Below are 19,243 nucleotides of genomic sequence, written 5' to 3' on the forward strand. Positions count from 1 at the left end.
AGGTTTTACGGCGCTGAGAGGCCATTAAATCCGGGCGAAATTCAGTCGATCAATAAAACTGGCCAGCAAGGCCTCGGAGACGTTTCATGACGAACTATGCCGATTTCTACCGCCGTTCCATCGAACAGCCAGATGAGTTCTGGGCCGAGCAAGCCAAGCTGATCGATTGGCATACCCCTCCGCAAACCATTTGCGATTACAGCAACCCACCCTTTGCCAAGTGGTTTGCTGGCGGCACCACCAACCTGTGCCACAACGCGGTTGATCGTCATCTAAAAGATCGTGCCAATGACACCGCGCTGATCTTCGTCTCCACTGAAACCGATCAAGAAAAAAGCTACACCTTTGCGGAGCTGCACCTGGAGGTGCAGCGCATGGCCGCCACATTGAAGAGCATGGGCGTAGGCAAGGGCGATCGTGTGCTCATCTACATGCCCATGATCGCTGAAGCAGCCTTCGCCATGCTGGCCTGCACGCGCATTGGCGCTTTGCATTCGGTGGTGTTTGGCGGCTTTGCCTCCGGCTCACTCGCTACGCGCATTGAAGATGCCGAGCCCAAAGTCATCGTCAGTGCAGATGCCGGCTCTCGCGGCGGCAAGGCAGTTTCATACAAACCCCTGCTAGATGAGGCCATCAAGCTATCCAAGCACAAGCCAGGCGCTGTGCTTTTAGTAGACCGAGGCCTGGTACCCATTAGCCTGGAAGCAGGGCGTGATCACCTGTGGGCTACCGAGCGTGAAAAGCATCTGAACGCTCAAGTTCCTTGTGAGTGGGTAGATGCCACCCACCCCAGCTACACGCTCTACACCAGCGGCACCACCGGCAAGCCCAAAGGCGTTCAGAGAGACACTGGTGGCTATGCCGTAGCGCTGGCCGCCTCCATGAAGCACATCTTTGAAGGCAAGCCCGGCGAAACCTATTTTTCGACGAGCGATATCGGCTGGGTTGTAGGCCACAGCTACATCGTCTATGGCCCCCTTATCGCAGGCATGGCCACCATCATGTATGAAGGTCTGCCCATCCGCCCAGATGGCGGTATCTGGTGGAAGTTGGTCGAGAAGTACAAAGTCACGGTCATGTTCAGCGCGCCCACGGCCGTGCGTGTCCTGAAGAAACAAGACCCAGCCTATTTAAGCAAATACGACCTTTCCAGCCTGCGTGCCCTCTACCTTGCAGGCGAGCCGCTGGATGAGCCCACCGCCAAGTGGATCAGCGAAGGCCTGAACGGCAAGCCCATCATTGATAACTATTGGCAAACCGAAACCGGCTGGCCCATCCTCACCGTGTGCAGCGGCGTGGAATCCATGCCCACCCGGTTCGGCTCGCCCGGCAAAGCGGTCTACGGCTACAACGTGAAGCTGCTTGATGACCAAACAGGCGAAGAGCTCACAGAGCCCAATCAGAAAGGCGTGGTCGCCATTGAAGGCCCACTGCCGCCCGGGTGCATGCAAACTGTGTGGCGTGATGACGCGCGCTTTGTGAACACCTATTGGTCTAGCGTGCCGAACAAGCTGGTGTACAGCACGTTCGATTGGGGTATTAAAGATAAAGACGGCTATTACTTCATCTTGGGCCGAACTGATGACGTGATCAACGTTGCGGGGCACCGCCTGGGTACGCGTGAGATAGAGGAAGCTATTAGCGCCCACCCCAACATTGCCGAGGTGGCTGTGGTGGGTGTGGCCGATAACCTGAAAGGGCAGGTGGCGATGGCCTTTGCCGTGCTTAAAGATGCCAGCCAGATGGATGATCAGGCTGCCATGTTCAAGCTTGAAGGTGAGGTCATGAAGGTGGTTGATGCATCGCTGGGGGCAGTTGCGCGGCCAGCGCGGGTGCGCTTTGTGACGGCCTTGCCCAAGACCCGGAGTGGGAAGTTGCTGCGCCGTGCAGTGCAGGCGGTTTGTGAAGGGCGCGATCCTGGGGACCTGACGACTATGGAGGATCCGGCTGCGTTGCAGCAGATTAAGGGTTTGGTTGTGGAGTGAGTTTTATGTCTAAGGCTGACGATGGTCTTTCGCTCGCCGCTTAAGCTGTTTAGCAGTAAACGTAGAGAGGCAGAAGGGGAAAATCGCAGGTCAGTAGTTGACGAACGCTGTTGAGTTTGGAGAGAGCTAACACGTGATACGAGGCTCAAGTTGATTGGTTAAGTTTGGACACGGTTCTCTTCAAGAGCCGTTACAGCGCATCGAATTAAGGTAGTCACCCCAAAAAGGACTTTCTTGTGATCGGATCGCTCACGCCCCTCCGGAACGAGATTTTTAGAGCAGTCACAGCCTTAGGGGAGCAACTTGTGACCCGAGCATGGGAAATTTGCTCAGATTCAATTAAAGTCAACATATATGGTGCTAAATAGGAAGGGAGAGAAAATGGTCAAGCTGATTCAGGCGCGTGTATGGAAGTACAAGTCTGTCGAGGATTCAACTCTCGTTGAGATTTCCAATGGAATCACCGTTCTGGTTGGCAAGAACGAATCTGGCAAGACTGCGTTCCTAGAAGCGCTAAATAAAGCGCGCCCGTTGAATACCGAGAAATTCAATCACGTTAATGACTTTCCCCGAAAGGATTTCAGCCTCTACAAGGTCGAGCACACAGCTGGGCGTTTTCAGAAAGTTGTCGCGCTTACGTATGAGCTTGACGACAGGCTGGTAGGGACGATAAATAGTGAGGTTTTTGGGGGCATTTCGGTAGTTCCAAAAAAAATCCAGCTCATCCGGACAACTGATTATGGAAACTCTACGACAGTTAGCTTTCATGTCGACCAAGAGGCAGCTTTGGCGGCGCTTCGCAAGCAGCTGGAGGGGCTAGAACACCAAAAGGAAGTGTTCGAGGGCGCCCAAAGCCTCGAGGTGGTACTTGAGCGGATAGACGAGTTAGAACTGCCCGCAGATAGCAAACTTGCACAGTTCGCCAATCAATGGGCGCAGCGCAAAGCCAAAAACAACGGCTGGGGATATATCGATGGCTACATCTGGCGGTCCTACTTCAACTCGGCGATACCGAAGTTTCTGTATTTTGACGATTACAAGTTGTTGGACGGCAAGATCAACCTACAGCAGCTCCAGTCAAGACTAGATCAAGGCCAGCTTGATGATGCGGATGAGACTGCATTGGGGTTACTAGAACTGGCCGGTACTACGATCGCAGAACTGATGTCCGATGAGGGCTATGAAACGGCCAAAGCCAACCTCGAAGCGATCGGATTAAGCATTACTCAGAAAGTGTTCGGGTTCTGGAAACAGAACCTGGACCTTGATGTTGAATTCGACATCAAGTCGGATTCGAAGGATCGCCCACCTTACAACTCTGGACCAAATCTGTATATCCGCATAAAAAACAGGAGGCATGGCGTAACTGTGCCCTTTGATCAACGTAGCAAGGGTTTTATCTGGTTTTTCAGCTTTCTTGTCTGGTTCGACGCTATTCAAAGCCGGGTAGGTACAAAAGATGACCTAGTTCTTTTGCTGGACGAGCCTGGCCTAAATCTACATGCCTTGGCTCAAGCAGACTTGTTGGCCTACATCAGCGAGCTATCGCATACGCATCAAATCATCTTTTCAACTCACTCCCCTTTTATGGTCGACAGCGCCCGGCTGGAAGACGTGAGGGTGGTTGAAGATAGGCCCAAGGAAGGAAGCAAAGTGACGGGCGACCTAGCCGGCTCGTCTGACGAAAGCGTGTTCCCTCTGCAAGCTGCTCTAGGCTACTCCATCGCGCAAAATTTGTTCATCGCCAAGCGAAACCTTCTCGTCGAAGGTCCGGCCGATCTCATCATCCTCCAACACGTGAGTGGAGTCCTGGAGCAAGTTGGGAAGGCCGGATTGATTGATGGGGTCATAGTGCCGGTGGGCGGCCTAGACAAACTTGCAACGTTTGTTGCTCTTTTAGGTTCGAACAAGCTGAAGCTGGTAGTACTCCATGATCGCGCCGCTGCACCTCATCAGAAACTTGAAGACCTAGTGCATCAGAAACTGATTGAACGGAAAAGGGTTCTCGATTTCTCGATGTTTATCGAGCCTTCCCCTGTAGAGGCAGACATCGAGGATTTGATACCAATCGCGCTTTATGCGGATGCTTTCAACGCAGCCTATGCTAAAGAATTGGGTGGCAAAACGCTCGACCCGGCATGCCTCGGAAAGCACCCGAGAACTGTGGAGCGCATCAACCAATGGCTGAAGACTGAGAACCTCACATTGTTGAAAGACGGTGGTTTCAATCATTACCGTGTCGCTCAAGCGCTCCTACCAAGGCTCACAGCCGTTAATCTGGGAGCGATGGGAATGGAGACATTTGGGAAACTCTTCGTTAGGATTAATTCTGCGCTAGCTTAAGAATCGGACACGTCCGCCGGTGACTTCCGCTTGACAATTACCGATCCCTCCCTTTGGTTTGCATTCAAATTCGCGCAGGAATAAATCCACGACTTAGCTCGTTCGTGTGATGCCTGACGCAGATCTTGAGGCTTGGATGCTGCGCGCAGCATTACCTTAGGGCTCACACTTCAAAGATGACTCAGATGGAACTTACAGAAGAAGCGAAGCGAGTGAGTGCTGATCGGCTTGCACGAAAATTGGAAGATGCGATATTCGAGGCCTTCGAGACAGCTGAGACAGGAGAACCTCTTGCGAACTCACTTCGGCGTTATTTATTTAGCTTGCAAGCTCACTTGAAAAAGCTGCGTCATGCCATTGAAACTGGAAACACAAGCCAAATAGACTACGAGCATGCCTCAATTCGCAGCCGGGCATCGGCGCTTCAAGCAGCGTTGATTAAGGGGGAGCACCCTGGCGCGGTGGTGGCCTCCCTGTATGCGGTTCTACACGCTGCCACTAGTGAAGACTCGACCCTTGCCCCTAATGCTTCCCCTCTTGCTGCGGAGGAGGCTGCAAAATGGCAGGAGATCGCGAAGAAGTACGAACTGGCGTTAAATTTTCTGCGTCAAGAGTTGAGCCAATTAGAGATCAGGCAAACACAAATTCGGAAACGTACTCAAGAGGTTGAGAAAATTGCAGAGCATGGGGACACCTCAGTGCGCGCGCTAGGCGACGAAGTTGCGAAAGCAAAGGCGGCAGCGAAGAATTCTGTCACCGAAATCCTGATCGAACTCCGTCAGAAGCAGTCCGAAGTCAACAAGCTCGTGGGAATCATCTCTGGCACCGCAGTGGCTGGGTCGTATGCAAGCAGTGCGGAGACGGAGAAGACGTGGGCCGACGCGACCCGGAATGGGTCAGTTTTTCTTATGCTAACTGCGTCCCTGATCATTGGGTACTCTTTGTTGGAGACTGTCACAGCATATTTTGACTGGCAGCTTGGAGTATTCCGGCTTGTCTTTTCTTTGGCATTATCTGTTCCTGCTGTCTATCTCGCTCGGGAGTCTACAAAGCACCGAGCACAACAGTATGGGTACAACCGCATGTCTCTCGATCTGCAGTCGATCACGCCATACCTTGCATCGCTTCCCGCATCAGAACAGCACAGATTGAAAGCTGAAATGGCAAACCGACTTTTCGGTGGCAAGGATGTTGATGTTCAGACCGTAGATTCGTACCCCTTAAATGTTCAGGAACTAATTGTGGCGCTCGCTTCAAAGATTGGCGAATCTACGAAGGAGTCAAAGCAATCCAAAGCGCCTCTCAGTCAACGAGATGTGTAGCACGCCGTGTAATTTGGGCGCAGGTGCACGGCACCCCCGCCTCGCAGCACTGCTGGTAACGCATTGTGGGCGTTCCGTCTGGGTTCTGGTTGGGGACAACTGGCAGATGCGATATCACCAAGGGACTATTGCAGCGGAAAATTGGTGATGGAGCAGTGCAGAATCCACGGCCCAACTAAGTGAAGCAAACCGATTCACGAGGGCTTATCCAAAGTCCGAAAATCCAGTGTCCGCAGCAGCTTCGCCGTTTCCTGCACCAACCGACTAGCAGGCCGCGCCACCGGCTGCGCAAGCATCAAGGTATTCCACGTCACGGGAGGCCCAATGGGAATTCTCTGCATCATGTGAGGCCTGCGACTGATATGTAGCGCGCTCTCCGGCAAGATGGAGCATGCAATGCCCGCTTCCACCATGGTGAGTGCAGACTGCACCGCACCCACCTCGGCAATGATGTTCAATGCTAAGTCGTAGGGCAGTAGGGTGGTGTCTACCAGGTTGCGTATGGGGTTCGGTGCAGTGGGAAGTACCAGCGCATATTTCTTGATGTCCTTGGGTGCAATTTCACTGGGCATGCGGTGGTTTGCGGGGGCGAACAGCATCAATGGTTCACGCATTACGGTCTCAAAGCTCAACAGGGGCGTAAGCACCGGATCGAACATCATGGCTATGTCGATGCGCCCTTGAATCAAGCCATCACGCAAAGGCACGCTCAAGCCCTCTTGAACAGACAGCATGGCCTTGGGCATGCGTTTGCGGAATTCTTTGAGTAAAGGCACACACAAGCCCAGCGCCACCCGATTGGGTAGCCCCACCACCACCTTGCCCGTCGGCTCTTCACACATGTCTGTGATTTCCAGACGAGCTTGTGCGGCGGCGTTCAGCATGGTGCGGGCATGCCCAAGCAGGGCTCGGCCTGCCTCGGTGGGGGTCACGCCTCGCCCTGTACGTTCGAGCAAGCGCTGCCCCAAGCTCTTTTCAAGCAAGGTCATCTGCTTGCTGACGCTGGGCTGCGCCAAGTGCAAAGCCGCTGCAGCGCGGCTGATGCTTCCCCTCTCCACTACAGCGACAAAATGCTCCAGCTGTTTTAGATCCATAGCTTTTGGGAATGTCTGATATAGGCAGTATGCAGTTTACCTTTATCTCTCTGGGGGCGACACTCCAGACGCTCAATCGAGACAAGCACTTATCGCCTCTATTACTACAACTCAATTGCCAATCATGTCTATGCAGAATCGCCGCGTTGTCATTCGCTCCATAGGTTTGCTGCTCGCCAGCAGTGCGCTCTTGCCGGTGGCAAGCGCCCAAAGTGGTGCGGACTTTCCTAACAAGCCCGTTCGGTTGACGGTGCCGTTCGCACCTGGTGGTGGCGCAGACACGATTTCGCGGTTCCTGGGCGTTGAAATGGGCCGCGACTTGGGGCAACCTGTTGTGGTTGAAAACAAGCCCGGTGCAGGCACCCTGATTGGTACGGATTACGTGGCCAAAAGCAAACCCGATGGGTATAACCTGGTGATTGCCACTTTTGCGCACGCCGTCAATCCGGCCTTGCAAGCTAAATTGCCTTACGGTAGCAACCAGGCTTTTGCGCCAGTGATGCTGCTGGGGCGCGGGCCCAATGTGCTCGTAGTGCGTGCAGAAAGCCCCATTAAAAATCTGGAAGGCCTGCTTGCTGACGCCAAAAACCGCCCAGGAAAACTCACTTACGCATCGCCAGGAAGCGGGACTTCACCGCACCTTTCGGGTGAGATGTTTGCCAAACTGTCCAACTCGGCCATTACGCATATACCGTATCGCGGAGCCGGCCCGGCACTGAACGATTTGTTGGGTGGGCAAGTCGACATGATGTTCGCCACGGCAGCAGCGGCAGCACCGATGTTGGAGAACGGAAAGCTAAGGGCCTTGGGTGTGACCACGGCTAAGCCGTCGCCAGCGTTCAAGGGCGTCCCCGCCATTGCTACGCGTGTTCCGGGGTATGTGGTTGAAAGCTGGTACGGCCTTTATGTACCTGCGGGAACGCCACCCTCGGTGATCGCGCGTCTTAATAAGTCCGCCGGCAGTGCAGCTCGGTCCCCTGGGTTTGCGCAAAAGGTGGCGCAGGAAGGATTGACTATCGATGCGGGGTCGCCAGCAGAGCTTGATGCCTATGTGGCCGAAGAAGAAAAGCGCTGGGGCAAGTTCATCAAGGACAACGGCATTCAGTCTCACTGAATCTCGGTATCTCCTTGTGTGCCCCTGCCAGGCCTAAGGCCCGGGGGCGCGTTCAGCGTTACTTAAAAGATTGACCCCAACCCATGACGACAGACTCCATTCGCGTTCCCTTGGTGGTTCCGGGAACCCGCCCAGAACTGGCCGACATTGAAGCCAATATTCATGCGGCACGTGGCCGCATTTCCTTGCTGTACCAGGTGCTGCTAAATAGCGCGCCCTTGGCGGAAGGATGGGAAGCTTTGCTCACGGTCATTCGCAATCACACGCAAGTGCCGCCTGATTTGCGGGAACTCATCATCTTGCGTGTGGCGGTGCTCAATGGCGCCGACTATGAGTTTGAAGCCCATGTCCCACACGCCAAAGCAGGGGGAGTGAGTGATGCCCAAATTGCTGCTGCGAAGCTGGGCGGTATCGCGGATATGTTCGATGAAGAAAAGCGCTGCGTGCTCCGTTTGACGGACAGCATGACGAAGGACATACGGGTGCAGCCAGAGGTGTTCGACGCCGTCCTTCAGCGCTTTGGCGTTCAGGTAGCGGTTGAAATTACGGCCACCATCGCTGCGTACAACATGGTTTCGCGATTTCTGTTGGCGCTAGGAATAGAGCATTGAAGTGGAGCGCGAGGCTTCGACAAGCTCGGCCCGAACGGGGGAGGTGTGTCAACTAGGGGGAGCAGGCATCCGCTGTTCGATCTCTTGCCCTTTGCGTCCACCCCGCCGTAAAGCACGGCGCTAGCGCCGATGGCGCGCACCGTACAGAGGTTTCCTCACAAGTTCACTCAGCCAGATTTATCTCCGTGGGTGGTCGCTGCGATCTGCTTCATCTCATTCAGGTAGGTATCCTGGTTCTTGCGCATGCGTTCGACAGGGCCAGCGATGGACAGCGCGACTTTGGCATCGCCAATTTGCAGCGGAATGCCGAACGCCAGTACGCCATCGTTTCCTTCCTCCTGCACGCTATACCAGCCACGTTCGCGTTGGCCTTTGACGTTTTCTTCCAATACGTTGGGGTCGATGATAGTTTCCGAGGTCACTTTGCGCAGGGGCTTGAGGCGCAGTTGACGGCGCATTTCTTCGTCGTCCAGACTACCGAGAACCGCTTTGCCCAGTGCTGAAGCGTGCAGTGCTATGCGCTCTCCTGTACGCAGTACGTAGCGCAGATGGTGCTTGCCTTCTACGGTTGCCAGCACCTTGACGGCGCCATCGTCGAGCACGGCGCAGAAGGCGGATTCGCCGGTCTTCTCACTGAGCAGCTCCACCATTTCCAAGCTGGCCATGTAGAGCGGGTCATTGCGCGAGATGTCCAGCGCAATCGAGTAGAGCTTGCCAGTGGGATAAAACCGCCGTGTTTTGGCAGTGCGCACCACATATCCGGCTTTCATCATGGTGTGCAGCAGGTCCGAGCAACTGCTGTCTGCCAAGTCCAGAAATCGCGCGACGTCGGACACGGACAGCTCACGCTTTTCGCGCGCGAACACTTCGAGGACCGCCAGGGTCCGGGTACATGCGGGTACGTCTGCGGGCACAAAAAATCCTGACCAAATTCTTGACGATAGGTCGGATTCTACTTCGTCGGGCTGTTTGAATGGGTCGATGAGAAGGTCAGTGTTTCCCGGGCGAATTTGCTTTTTTCACGAATATTAGGGATTTCCATAAGCCTTTGAAAAAGTGTCGCATTGGTCGTTGACAGCATTGCCTCTAAGTCTTAAATTACGACCACTCGTTTTATAAAACGATATTTCGTTGAAAAATTCAAGACAAATTCAGGAGCAATATGGAACTCAATCTCCAAGGACGCGTGGCCCTTGTCACAGGATCGGGTAGCGGTATTGGCCGCGATACGGCGTTCAAACTGGCCGAGGAGGGATGCAAGATCGTCGTCTCCGACATCAATGCTGGTAGCGCCCACGAGACCGCTGAAGAATTGCGAAAGGCGGGGCATGAAGCCCTCGCCGTGGCATGCGATGTGACCAGTGAAGATGAAGTGGCCCACCTGGCGGCGCAAGCGCAGCATTTGGGCGGCGTTGACATCCTGGTGAACAACGCCGGCATCGTTAAGGACGGCTACCTTACCAAGATGACCGAGCAGTCCTGGGACAGCGTGGTGGACATCATCTTGAAGGGCGCATTCCTTTGCTCGCGCGCGGTGCTCCCGCAGATGATGGAAAAGAAGTGGGGTCGCGTGATCAACATCTCTTCACGATCACTGTTTGGCAATCCGGGGCAGACCAACTACTCGGCAGGCAAGGCCGGGCTGGTGGGCTTTACCCGCGCGCTGGCGCTGGAGCAAGGTCGCTTCGGTGTCACCGTGAACGCCGTTGCGCCGGGTTTCATCATGACCCCCGGCATTCGAAATTTGCCCCACTTTCCCAAGTTGCAGGAAGCGGCCACCGCCAAGGTTCCGGTCGGCTTTCTGGGCGAGCCGCGGGACATCTCCAACGCAGTCGCCTTTCTTGCTTCGGATGTGGCGCGCTATATCAGCGGCACCACTCTCTTTGTGACCGGCGGTCGCTATTCGGGCTGAACCCCTCTAAATGAACACTGAAATCATGATGAACTTCGATCTCACTTCTGAGCAACTTGAACTGCAGGGCCAGTTGCGTCGATTCATGAAGCGTGAAGTCACTCCGCTGATCGAAGAATGCGAGGCCAACCGCAAATTTCCATTTGAACTGTTTCCCAAGCTGGCCGAGTTCGGCTTCATGGGCGGTGTGCTGCCCGAAGCGGAGGGCGGCCTCGGCATCGACTACGTGACCTGGTCGATGATGTTCGGCGAGCTGGGCTACCACTGGCTGTCGCTGCGCACCATGCTCAACTGCACCAACGTGCCGATGATGATGCTGGCCAACAAGGGTACGCCCGAGCAGAAGGAGAAGTATCTCAAGCCGCTCATCGAAGGCAAGGGTTCCATCTTCACCGCCATCACCGAGCCGAGCGTGGGCTCGAACCCTGCCGCTGTGCAGACGCGCGCGGATCTGAAGGGCGATCACTACGTCATTAGCGGCCGCAAACTTTGGATCAGCAACGGAATGTGGGGCAACATCGGCATCGTCATGGCGCGCACCTACAGCCCCGACTGTGACGGCAAGGTCTCGCTGTTCATCGTGGACGCCAAGGAGTCACCGTTTGAGCGGCGCTCCGTGGAAACGATGGTGCTGCGCTGCACCGGCACTGCGGAGCTAGGCTTCTACGACGTTAAAGTGCCGCGCGAGAATCTGCTGGGTGAAGAAGGAGAGGCCATGCGCGTCACGCTGGCGGGCCTTGATGCGGGGCGTCTGCATATCGCCCACGGCGCAGTGGGCGCAGCGCAATCGGCGCTCGATCTGGCAACCGAGTTCGCCAAGAACCGCGTGCAGTTCGGAAAGCCGATCGGCAGCTTCCAGCTTGTGCAGAAGCACATCGTCGATATGACCATGCGAGTCAATGCCGCGCGCGCACTGGCGTACCAGGCTTCGTGCGCCATGCAACAGGGGCGAGCCACCATGGAGTGCGCTATCGCCAAGCTGTATGCCACTGAAGCCGCACACGAAGTGGCGAATATGGCGCTGCAGGTGCATGGTGGGCAAGGATACGCGGTGGGCTACCCCATCGAGCGAATCTTCCGCGACACGCGCGGCGGCACGATTCCCGAAGGCACGACGGAAATCCAGACTCTCATCATCGGGCGCAGCTTGCTCGGCATGTCCGCCATCGCCTGAACTGCTCCATGACACAAGCACAGAACATTCAACAGGCACCAGCTGCGCTCGGTGGCATCACGCCGGGACACTATTTCTGGGAAGACCTGCCCGTGGGCTTCAAGTACCGAACGTCGTCGCGGACCATCACCGAAGCAGACATCGTCTCCTTTGCAGCGCTGACGGGCGACATGAACCGCGCCCATGTCGATGACGAAGCGGCTCGCAGCGGCCCGTTTGGCCAACGCATCGCACATGGCCTGCTGGTGGTGTCGTACATGGCGGGGCTCAACAGCCGCACCATCGTCAACCAACTTCTGGAGCCATCCATGCTGGCGTTGCTGGGTACGGAGTGCCGCTTCATCAAACCTACGCTCGCAGGAGACACCGTCACTGTAGACATTGAAGTGATGGAGGCTCGCCCTTCATCCAAGCCCGATCGCGGCATTGTGAAGTTTCGGCGCAACGCCGTGACTCAGCGCGGCGACGTCGTTGTCGAGTGCTTAGTAAGCATGCTGTTCAAACGCAGGGAGGTGGTATGAACATGGCGGACAAGCCCGGTCTTTTCTCGGATCTTCATCCTTTATTCAATCCACGCACGATTGCCCTGGTCGGGGCTTCAAGCCGCAGCGACAGCGTAGGCGGGCGGACACTGGAGAACCTGCTAGAAGTCTCTCATCTGAAGGGACCGCTTTATCTGATCAACCCCACCAAGTCGGAGATCAGGGGGCTGCCCTGCTACGCCTCGGTACGCGATCTGCCTGAAGCTCCCGATGTGGCCGTCATCACTGTGCCCGCCAGGTCTGTCATTGAGGCTCTGCAGGAGTGTGCGGACAAAGGCGCGAAGTTCGCAATCGTGCTGACCTCGGGATTTGGTGAAACCGGCGAAGCAGGAAAGCAGGTTGAAGCGCAGATGCGCTACATCGCCCTTCGCAGCGGCATGCGCATCTACGGTCCCAACTGCCCTGGCCTGAACAACATCAACGCCAAGATCGGTATGTCGTTCTCGCCAGCGTTCCGTCTCGACTTGACGTCCGGTCCGATTGGCTTGGCAACGCAGGGTGGTGGATTGGGGCGCACTGTTATGCAGTCGATGGAACGCGGCATCGGTGTGGCTGCCTGGGCGTCTTCTGGCAACCAGGCCGATCTGGAGGTGAGCGACTTCATTCACTATATGGCCGATGCGCCCGACGTGAAGGTCATCATCACGGTGATAGAAGGTTTCAAGAGCGGCGAGAAGTTCGTCGCAGCCGTTCAACACGCAGCCTCGAAGGGCAAGCCAGTAGTGGCGCTCAAGGTCGGTAAGTCCGAGTATGGCATTCGCGCGGCGCAATCGCACACGGCCTCCATTACGGGCTCCGCCCAGATCAACAGCGTGGTGCTAAAGCAGCTCGGTGTGATCGAAGTCGATGATATGGACGAGCTCGTAGACACCGCCTGGTTGCTGGCTCGTCAACTGCCTACAGGTAAGGAAAAGCTGGTGATCTACGGTCCATCGGGCGGTGCGGTCACACTCGCCGCCGACAAAGTCGGAAGCGCAGGTTTGAAGCTCTCAGAGTTCGAGCCTCGCACGACGGAGCGTTTGAAATCCCTGTTGCCAGACTACGCCGCCATCGGCAATCCGGTGGATGTGGGGACGGAAATCTTCACAAACTCTCGTCTGGTCGACGACACCCTGGAAGCCATCGTTGAGGACCCGGATGTGGGTTTGGTGCTCTACACCTTCCCGCTCGACTACGGCAAGGTCATGCGCGACAACGCCGAGAGCGCGGTGCGCGTGCAGGCTTCTACAGAAGTGCCGATTCTCCCCGTGTGGATGAGTGATCGTCTGGGCGATGGCTACCAGGCGCTCGTGAAAGCGGGTTTTGTTCCGGCGCGATCACTGAACAACGCCGTGAAGGCCATTGGTCACTGGATCGAGTGGGGTCGTTGGATCAAGCAACGCGATACCGGCTTTGTTCCTCAACCGGTGGGCGAGCCGCGTACCGGAGCAGCAACACCCACACGAACGTTGACGGAAACAGAAGGCAAGCAGCTGCTGTCAGAAGCCGGTCTCTCGTTCATGGAGCGAGCCGTGGCTGCCAATGCCGATGAGGCCGTACGCTTGGCCGACGCGATGGGGTATCCGGTGGTCGCCAAGATCGTGAGTCCACAGATCGCTCACAAATCCGAAGTGGGTGGTGTTGCCGTGGGTCTTGCCAATGCAGAGGCGGTGCGTTCTGCGTGCGAGGGCATCCTGACATCTGTGAAGGAGAAGGCACCACATGCTTCCATAGACGGACTGCTGATCGAGCGCATGGCAGGCGCTGGTGGCATGGAGGTGTTTGTGGGCGTGCAGCACGATGAAGTGTTCGGCCCGATCATGAGTTTTGGGCTGGGTGGCATCTACGTGGAGGTGTTCAAGGACATCAGCCGGCGCATGTTGCCGCTCACACCGTCGACATGCGAGGCCATGGTGCGCGAGGTGCAGTGCTTCCCGCTGCTCGACGGCGCGCGCGGAAAACCGAAATGCGATCTCAAAGCGTTGCAGGAGCTGCTTCTCAAGGTATCGGAATTCGTGATCGCCAACCCGCAGGTACGGGAAATCGATCTCAACCCGGTCTGGGTCGGCGCGCAAGGTCAAGGCGCGATTCCGTTGGATGCGGTCGTGATCATCGAGCAGTAAGTTCAAGAATCAATCGGAGCAAAGAAACATGGCAGTCAAAACGGAAATCGGCTACACCACGCCGGATGTGATCTCAGTGCGTGGCAAGAATTTGTCCACGGAAATCTTCGGCAAGTTCGACTTCATCGACATGATCTATTGGTTAAATTTCTCGCGTCTGCCCGAGCCGCGCGAGAAGGCAATGGCCAATCTGATTCTGGTCGCTGCCGCCGATCACGGCCTCACTCCAAGCGCGCTGTCAGCACGGTTGACGTTTCTGGGTGCACCTGAGTCGGTGCAGGGTGCGGTGGCTGCCGGCCTTCTCGGTGCGGGCAGCCGCTTCCTGGGAACCGTGCAGAACGTAGCGGAGATGTACAAGAAAGGCGCAGCCGATCTGGACGACAACGCCAGCGACGAGTCTGTGATGGAGTGCGCTCAGAAGCTGGTGCGCGAATATCGTGCAAACCGCACGCCCATCTCTGGGCTTGGTCACAACATCCACGTACATGGCGATCCACGCGTTCCCGTCCTGCGCGACATCTCCGAGCAGCATGGCTACTTTGGAAAGCACTGGCGTCTGGCACTCGCCATTCCAGTGGTACTGGAGCAGGAACGCGGCAAACGCTTGCCACTGAATGGCGCCGGTGCGCTGGGCGCAATTGTTGCCGACATGGGGCTTGACGGCATCTTCGGACGCGGCTTGATGTTGATCGGGCGTGCAGCGGGGCTGGTGGCACATGTCCGCGAAGAACTCGAGTCACCCACGGGCCAGGAGCTGTGGGATCTGGTGCTCGAACAGGATCCACGTAACGTCAAGGCAACCAGCGGATATTGATGGACTGACATGTCACCACTTCAAGATATCCGCATACTGGATTTCACGGAGCTTCTGCCGGGGCCGTTCCTCACGCAGAACCTGGTGGAGATGGGTGCAACGGTCATCAAGATCGAACGCCCGCCGCATGGCGACAACGCGCGTCTGATGGCGCCGGGCGTTTTCCAAGCGGCCAACCGAGGCAAGCAAAGCATCCAGATCGACCTGAAATCCGCCGAGGGGCGCGAACAGATTGAGCAGTTGCTCGACACGGTGGACGTCGTGCTGGAAGCATATCGTCCCGGCGTGATGAAGCGATTGGGATTGGACTATGCATCGCTCAGCGCACGTTTTCCGAAGCTGATCTACGCGTCGCTCAGCGGCTATGGTCAAACGGGAGCGCGAGCCTTGTGGCCAGGCCATGATCTCAACTACCAGGCGGCCAGCGGCGCCCTGGCGCTCTCGGGGCTACCTGATGGTCGGCCAGAGCATGTCTTCGGACTGCCCGCCGCCGACCTGTGTGGGTCCATGTACGGAATGAGCGCCGTGCTGGCGGCACTGTTTCAACGCTCGAAGACGGGCAAAGGCCAATATCTGGACGTCGCGCTTGCGGACTGCTTGGCGCACTGGATGAACCCCCGTCTCGGAAGTTTTGCCGCACAAGGCCTGCGCACCGTGGCCCAGCAACGCAGGGACGTGCTCGACAAACCCGCTTACGGCGTTTTCCTCTGCAGTGACAACAAGGAAATCACCATCTGCGCGCTGGAAAACCATTTCTGGCAACGTCTGGTCGAGGTGCTGACGCTGGATGCGTTCTCTGAACAGGTGTTCATGAGCTACGAGCACCGCGCCCACCACGCAGGAGCCATCCGTAAAGCCATCGCGGAACGCGTACGCACAAGGGGCAGTGCTGAATTGCTCTCGGCTCTGGTTGCTGCCGATGTACCGGTGATGCTGCTGGTCCAACCTTCCGACTTGTTGCGTGAAAGCGCAGCGGCTGGGCGCGAATTGCAGGCGCATGACGGAAGTAGCTTTCTGCGTTTTCCCGTGCAGCTCACTGGCATGTCCGACGTGACCCGTACCAGCTCGACGACAGAATGAACTGGCACGAAACCCAATCTATGCCCACAGGCACATATCGGCACACCTTGCTGGAACGTGTGGTGCACGGCCAACCGTTCGAGAAAGCCGTGGCGGACGAGGTGCTCGCGACGGGCGCAAAACGGGTATTGGTCATTGCGTCACCACGCGCACACGGCTCCGATGCGCTTGCCCGGCTACGAGTCGCGCTGGGTGACCATTTTTCGGGTGAGTTCTGTCAAGTCCTGCCCCATGTTCCCGTTGAATGCGTGCGTGATGCAGCCGTGTGGGCAACGCAACTGAACGCTGATCATCTCGTGGCATTGGGTGGCGGTTCGGTCATCGATGCGGCCAAAGCGATTTCGCTGCTGGTGTGGTCTGGGATGCCATTGCAGGTTGCGCAATTGCTGGATCAACAGGACCTGCGCTTGGTCGATCCCAGTCAGCGGTCCAGGGATGATGAGAAGAGGCTACGCATTACCGCCGTTCCACAAACCCTGTCGGGGGCGGAATTTACATGGTTTGCAGGAGTCACCGATCCATCGCGCAAAGTCAAGAACATCGTGGCCCATGCCACGATGGCACCGCGTTGCGTGATTCTCGATCCCTCACTGACGCTGGAAATTCCAGTTCCCATCTTCCTGGCAAGTGGTGTTAAAGCCATTGACCATGCGGTGGAAAGACTAGTGTCGCTGCACAGCCACCCGATGTCTGATGCTTTGAGCATTCACGCTCTGCGCATGCTGTCGCAAGCGCTACCCGCAGTGCACAGCAACCCGGGAGACCTTATGGCACGCCAGCAGTGTCAGCTGGCGTCGTGGCTTTCGATTGCTGGCGGTGCGGCCGGCGTGAAGACCGGGGCAAGTCATGCACTCGGCCATATTCTGGGGGCGCATTCAGGTGTTGCACATGGACTCACCTCCTGCGCGCTTCTCTCGCCGGTGCTGCGCTGGAATAAAGGCCACAACGGCTCGCAGCAATGTCGTGTGATGTCAGCACTTGGCGTCTCCAACACTGACCTTGGCTCATGGGTCGAGCGGTTGGTGAGCAGCCTTGGCCTGCCAACGCGATTGCGTGAGCTTAACGTTGACAAGCGCGATCTGCCCGACATCGCGCAGAAAAGCTTACACGACCCCGGCATGCACCACAACCCACGACCCATTCGAAGTGCAACTGATGCACTGGAGATTCTTGAGCACGCCTGGTGACACGCTAGCGCACCTGGCTACCGAATTCCCTCTGTGAATATTTGACTACCAAAAAGGAGACATTTGAATGAAGAAGCTTGTTTACTCCGCTTTGTGCCTGCTGGGCATGGCGCAAATCGCGTCCGCTCAAACCTATCCCGAGAAACCGATCACGCTGGTGATTCCATACACTGCCGCCGGCATCACCGACAACTCCGGCCGCCTCGTTGCCAAGAAGCTGTCCGAGCGACTAGGCCAGCCGATCGTGATTGACAACCGTCCGGGAGCGGGCGGTGCCGTCGGTGCGGAGTACGCGGCGCGCGCCAAGCCCGATGGATACACGCTGTTCATGGGAACACGCGGAACACAGGTCACCAACGCGATGATTCAGAAGGATGCGAAGATTCCTCCCGCGAGTGATTTCTCTTCGGTGTACGGGTTTATCGACGCGGCCACTGTCGTCGTGGTTCGTGCGGATGCACCCTACAAGACGCTGGCTGACTTGATCGCCTACGCGAAGGCCAATCCGGGCAAGCTGAGTTACGGCACGGCCGGCAATGGCTCTGCCGCCAACCTCACCGGCGAGTTGTTCCAGGACGTCGCTGGAATCAAGATGACCCACATTCCCTATCGCGGCAGCGCGCCAACCGTGCAGGATCTGCTGGGAGGGGCGATTCCGGTGGCGTTCGACTATCCTGCAACCACCGCCAGCTTCCTCAAGTCGGGACGCCTGCGTGCGCTGGCCGTCGTGTATGGCGAGCGCATCAAATCCCTGCCTGACGTTCCCACCGCCGCAGAAGCAGGAGTCAAAGGCGCGGAATCCTCCAGTTGGATGGGTTTTTTTGCTCCAGCAAAGACACCCAAGTCTGTCGTTGAACGCCTGAGCAAGGAGATGGGAGCCGTGATGCAAGACCCCGATGTCCAGCAGAAAATATCCGACATGGGAGCCATCCCACTGCACGCGGACAGCAAGGCGCTTGACAAGCTCATCGACGAGGACCACAAGCGTTGGTCTGAAGTGCTCAAGAATGTGACTATCGGCACCAATTGATCTCTAGATTGGCATGAGCGGACGCGGCAAACCTGTCTGCGCCCATGCCAACAACCCCCCGGAGAGCACCCCCTCATGATGTTCGACATGGACCAGCTGGATTTGGCCCGCAGCTACAAGTTGCTTTCCTCATCCATCGTGCCCCGGCCGATTGCCTGGGTCGTTAGCCAAGATGCGAATGGCGTGGCAAATGCGGCGCCATATTCGCTGTTCAATTTTTTTGGCGGGCATCCCCCAGTGGTGTGCATTGGCATGGGGCGTCCTAACGGGCGCGATAAAGACAGCTTGTCCAATATTCGCACCACGCAGGAGTTTGTCATCAATATGGTCACGGCATCTCTGGCCCAAGCAATGAACACGACCTCGGTGGCGTTCCCCTCAGGTGTCAACGAACTTGACAAGGCGGAACTGGAAACCGTGACATGTTCAAAAATTTCTGGACGCCGCATCAAGCTAAGCCCGCTTGCGCTGGAGTGCCGATTGCAGCAGATCATTGACGTCAAACCCTCGTCGGTCATCGTGATGGCGACTGTGCAGGCAATACACATCGATGACGAGTATGTGAAGGACGCGCAGCGCTGCTACGTCGACAGCGCGCGTTTTGACGTGATCGGTCGTATGGAGAGTCCCGGGTGGTACGCCAAAACAGTAGATCGTTTTGTCATGCCACAACCCACTCTGGAGGAGTGGGAGTCACTGCGGCATGACCAGCCTGGGCTTGAATGAGCGAGCAAGGCTGATCCGAGTCATTCGTGCGCGGGGCGGTCCAAGCCTATGAGGCCGAATAAGAAAACGATAGAGCAAGCGCGCGTGCTTCGTCGGTAGGCTTAGCCCGAACGGATTTTTGTGGTTCCTAACCGATTGATGGCGCCAGGGCTTACCAGCAACACTTCTGCGCGCCGAGCTTCATCGCTACATTAAGCGCCGTAGTAA

Annotated in this window: 16 protein-coding genes; 14 read left to right on the forward strand and 2 right to left on the reverse strand. The window is 56.8% G+C overall.

All coding sequences use genetic code 11. The features are described 5' to 3' along the window. Window positions 1-86 precede the first annotated feature (86 nt). The 3 genes from G518_RS0128305 to G518_RS38885 all read left to right on the forward strand — a co-directional run bounded on the left by G518_RS0128305 (window position 87) and on the right by G518_RS38885 (window position 5,650). On the forward strand, window positions 87-1,985 hold the full coding sequence (locus tag G518_RS0128305; protein ID WP_028605344.1) for a propionate--CoA ligase: 1,899 nt from the start codon (window positions 87-89) through the stop codon (window positions 1,983-1,985). A gap of 381 nt (window positions 1,986-2,366) precedes the next feature. Further along, window positions 2,367-4,328, forward strand: a complete 1,962-nt coding sequence (locus G518_RS0128310) for an AAA family ATPase (RefSeq protein WP_036596516.1) — start codon at window positions 2,367-2,369, stop codon at window positions 4,326-4,328. Between the two features lie 185 nt (window positions 4,329-4,513). Then, window positions 4,514-5,650: a hypothetical protein gene (locus G518_RS38885; protein WP_156909575.1), complete on the forward strand. Its 1,137-nt coding sequence runs from the start codon at window positions 4,514-4,516 to the stop codon at window positions 5,648-5,650. Window positions 5,651-5,844: 194 nt separating this feature from the next. Here the strand turns inward: G518_RS38885 and G518_RS0128320 are convergent, their stop codons facing one another. Further along, window positions 5,845-6,744, reverse strand: a complete 900-nt coding sequence (locus G518_RS0128320; RefSeq protein WP_028605346.1) for a LysR family transcriptional regulator — start codon at window positions 6,742-6,744, stop codon at window positions 5,845-5,847. A gap of 124 nt (window positions 6,745-6,868) precedes the next feature. On the opposite strand from G518_RS0128320, the gene G518_RS0128325 reads away from it, so the two are divergent. After that, entirely contained in the window at window positions 6,869-7,858 is a 990-nt protein-coding gene (locus G518_RS0128325) for a tripartite tricarboxylate transporter substrate binding protein (protein ID WP_051237500.1), read from the forward strand. Window positions 7,859-7,941: 83 nt separating this feature from the next. Next, complete coding sequence (locus G518_RS0128330; RefSeq protein WP_028605348.1) at window positions 7,942-8,469, forward strand: carboxymuconolactone decarboxylase family protein; 528 nt, start codon at window positions 7,942-7,944, stop codon at window positions 8,467-8,469. Between the two features lie 167 nt (window positions 8,470-8,636). Here the strand turns inward: G518_RS0128330 and G518_RS0128335 are convergent, their stop codons facing one another. Next, entirely contained in the window at window positions 8,637-9,383 is a 747-nt protein-coding gene (locus tag G518_RS0128335) for an IclR family transcriptional regulator (protein WP_028605349.1), read from the reverse strand. Window positions 9,384-9,631: 248 nt separating this feature from the next. Between G518_RS0128335 and fabG the strand changes: the two genes are divergently transcribed. From fabG to G518_RS37430, 9 genes are all read left to right on the forward strand, one after another. Next, window positions 9,632-10,381: a 3-oxoacyl-ACP reductase FabG gene (gene fabG / locus G518_RS0128340; RefSeq protein ID WP_028605350.1), complete on the forward strand. Its 750-nt coding sequence runs from the start codon at window positions 9,632-9,634 to the stop codon at window positions 10,379-10,381. Window positions 10,382-10,409: 28 nt separating this feature from the next. After that, complete coding sequence (locus tag G518_RS0128345; protein ID WP_028605351.1) at window positions 10,410-11,555, forward strand: acyl-CoA dehydrogenase family protein; 1,146 nt, start codon at window positions 10,410-10,412, stop codon at window positions 11,553-11,555. 8 nt (window positions 11,556-11,563) lie between these two features. Next, window positions 11,564-12,076 carry a MaoC family dehydratase gene (locus G518_RS0128350; protein ID WP_084652360.1) on the forward strand — a complete coding sequence of 171 codons (513 nt, stop codon included), beginning with the start codon at window positions 11,564-11,566 and terminating at the stop codon, window positions 12,074-12,076. Beyond that, window positions 12,073-14,199 carry an acetate--CoA ligase family protein gene (locus G518_RS0128355; RefSeq protein ID WP_245598149.1) on the forward strand — a complete coding sequence of 709 codons (2,127 nt, stop codon included), beginning with the start codon at window positions 12,073-12,075 and terminating at the stop codon, window positions 14,197-14,199. The genes G518_RS0128350 and G518_RS0128355 overlap by 4 nt, the downstream gene beginning before the upstream one ends. 28 nt (window positions 14,200-14,227) lie before the next feature. Next, on the forward strand, window positions 14,228-15,013 hold the full coding sequence (locus tag G518_RS0128360; protein WP_028605354.1) for a citryl-CoA lyase: 786 nt from the start codon (window positions 14,228-14,230) through the stop codon (window positions 15,011-15,013). Window positions 15,014-15,022: 9 nt separating this feature from the next. Then, window positions 15,023-16,093: a CaiB/BaiF CoA transferase family protein gene (locus G518_RS37420; protein ID WP_036596355.1), complete on the forward strand. Its 1,071-nt coding sequence runs from the start codon at window positions 15,023-15,025 to the stop codon at window positions 16,091-16,093. Between the two features lie 20 nt (window positions 16,094-16,113). Then, window positions 16,114-17,280, forward strand: a complete 1,167-nt coding sequence (locus G518_RS0128370; RefSeq protein ID WP_169458021.1) for an iron-containing alcohol dehydrogenase — start codon at window positions 16,114-16,116, stop codon at window positions 17,278-17,280. Between the two features lie 67 nt (window positions 17,281-17,347). Beyond that, window positions 17,348-18,310, forward strand: coding sequence for a Bug family tripartite tricarboxylate transporter substrate binding protein (locus G518_RS37425; RefSeq protein WP_036596357.1), 963 nt, complete (start codon window positions 17,348-17,350; stop codon window positions 18,308-18,310). 87 nt (window positions 18,311-18,397) lie between these two features. Further along, entirely contained in the window at window positions 18,398-19,036 is a 639-nt protein-coding gene (locus tag G518_RS37430; protein WP_211231772.1) for a flavin reductase family protein, read from the forward strand. The last annotated feature ends 207 nt before the right edge of the window (window positions 19,037-19,243 follow it).

This window comes from Ottowia thiooxydans DSM 14619, from assembly GCF_000422885.1.
Classification (GTDB): Bacteria; Pseudomonadota; Gammaproteobacteria; order Burkholderiales; family Burkholderiaceae_C; genus Ottowia; species Ottowia thiooxydans.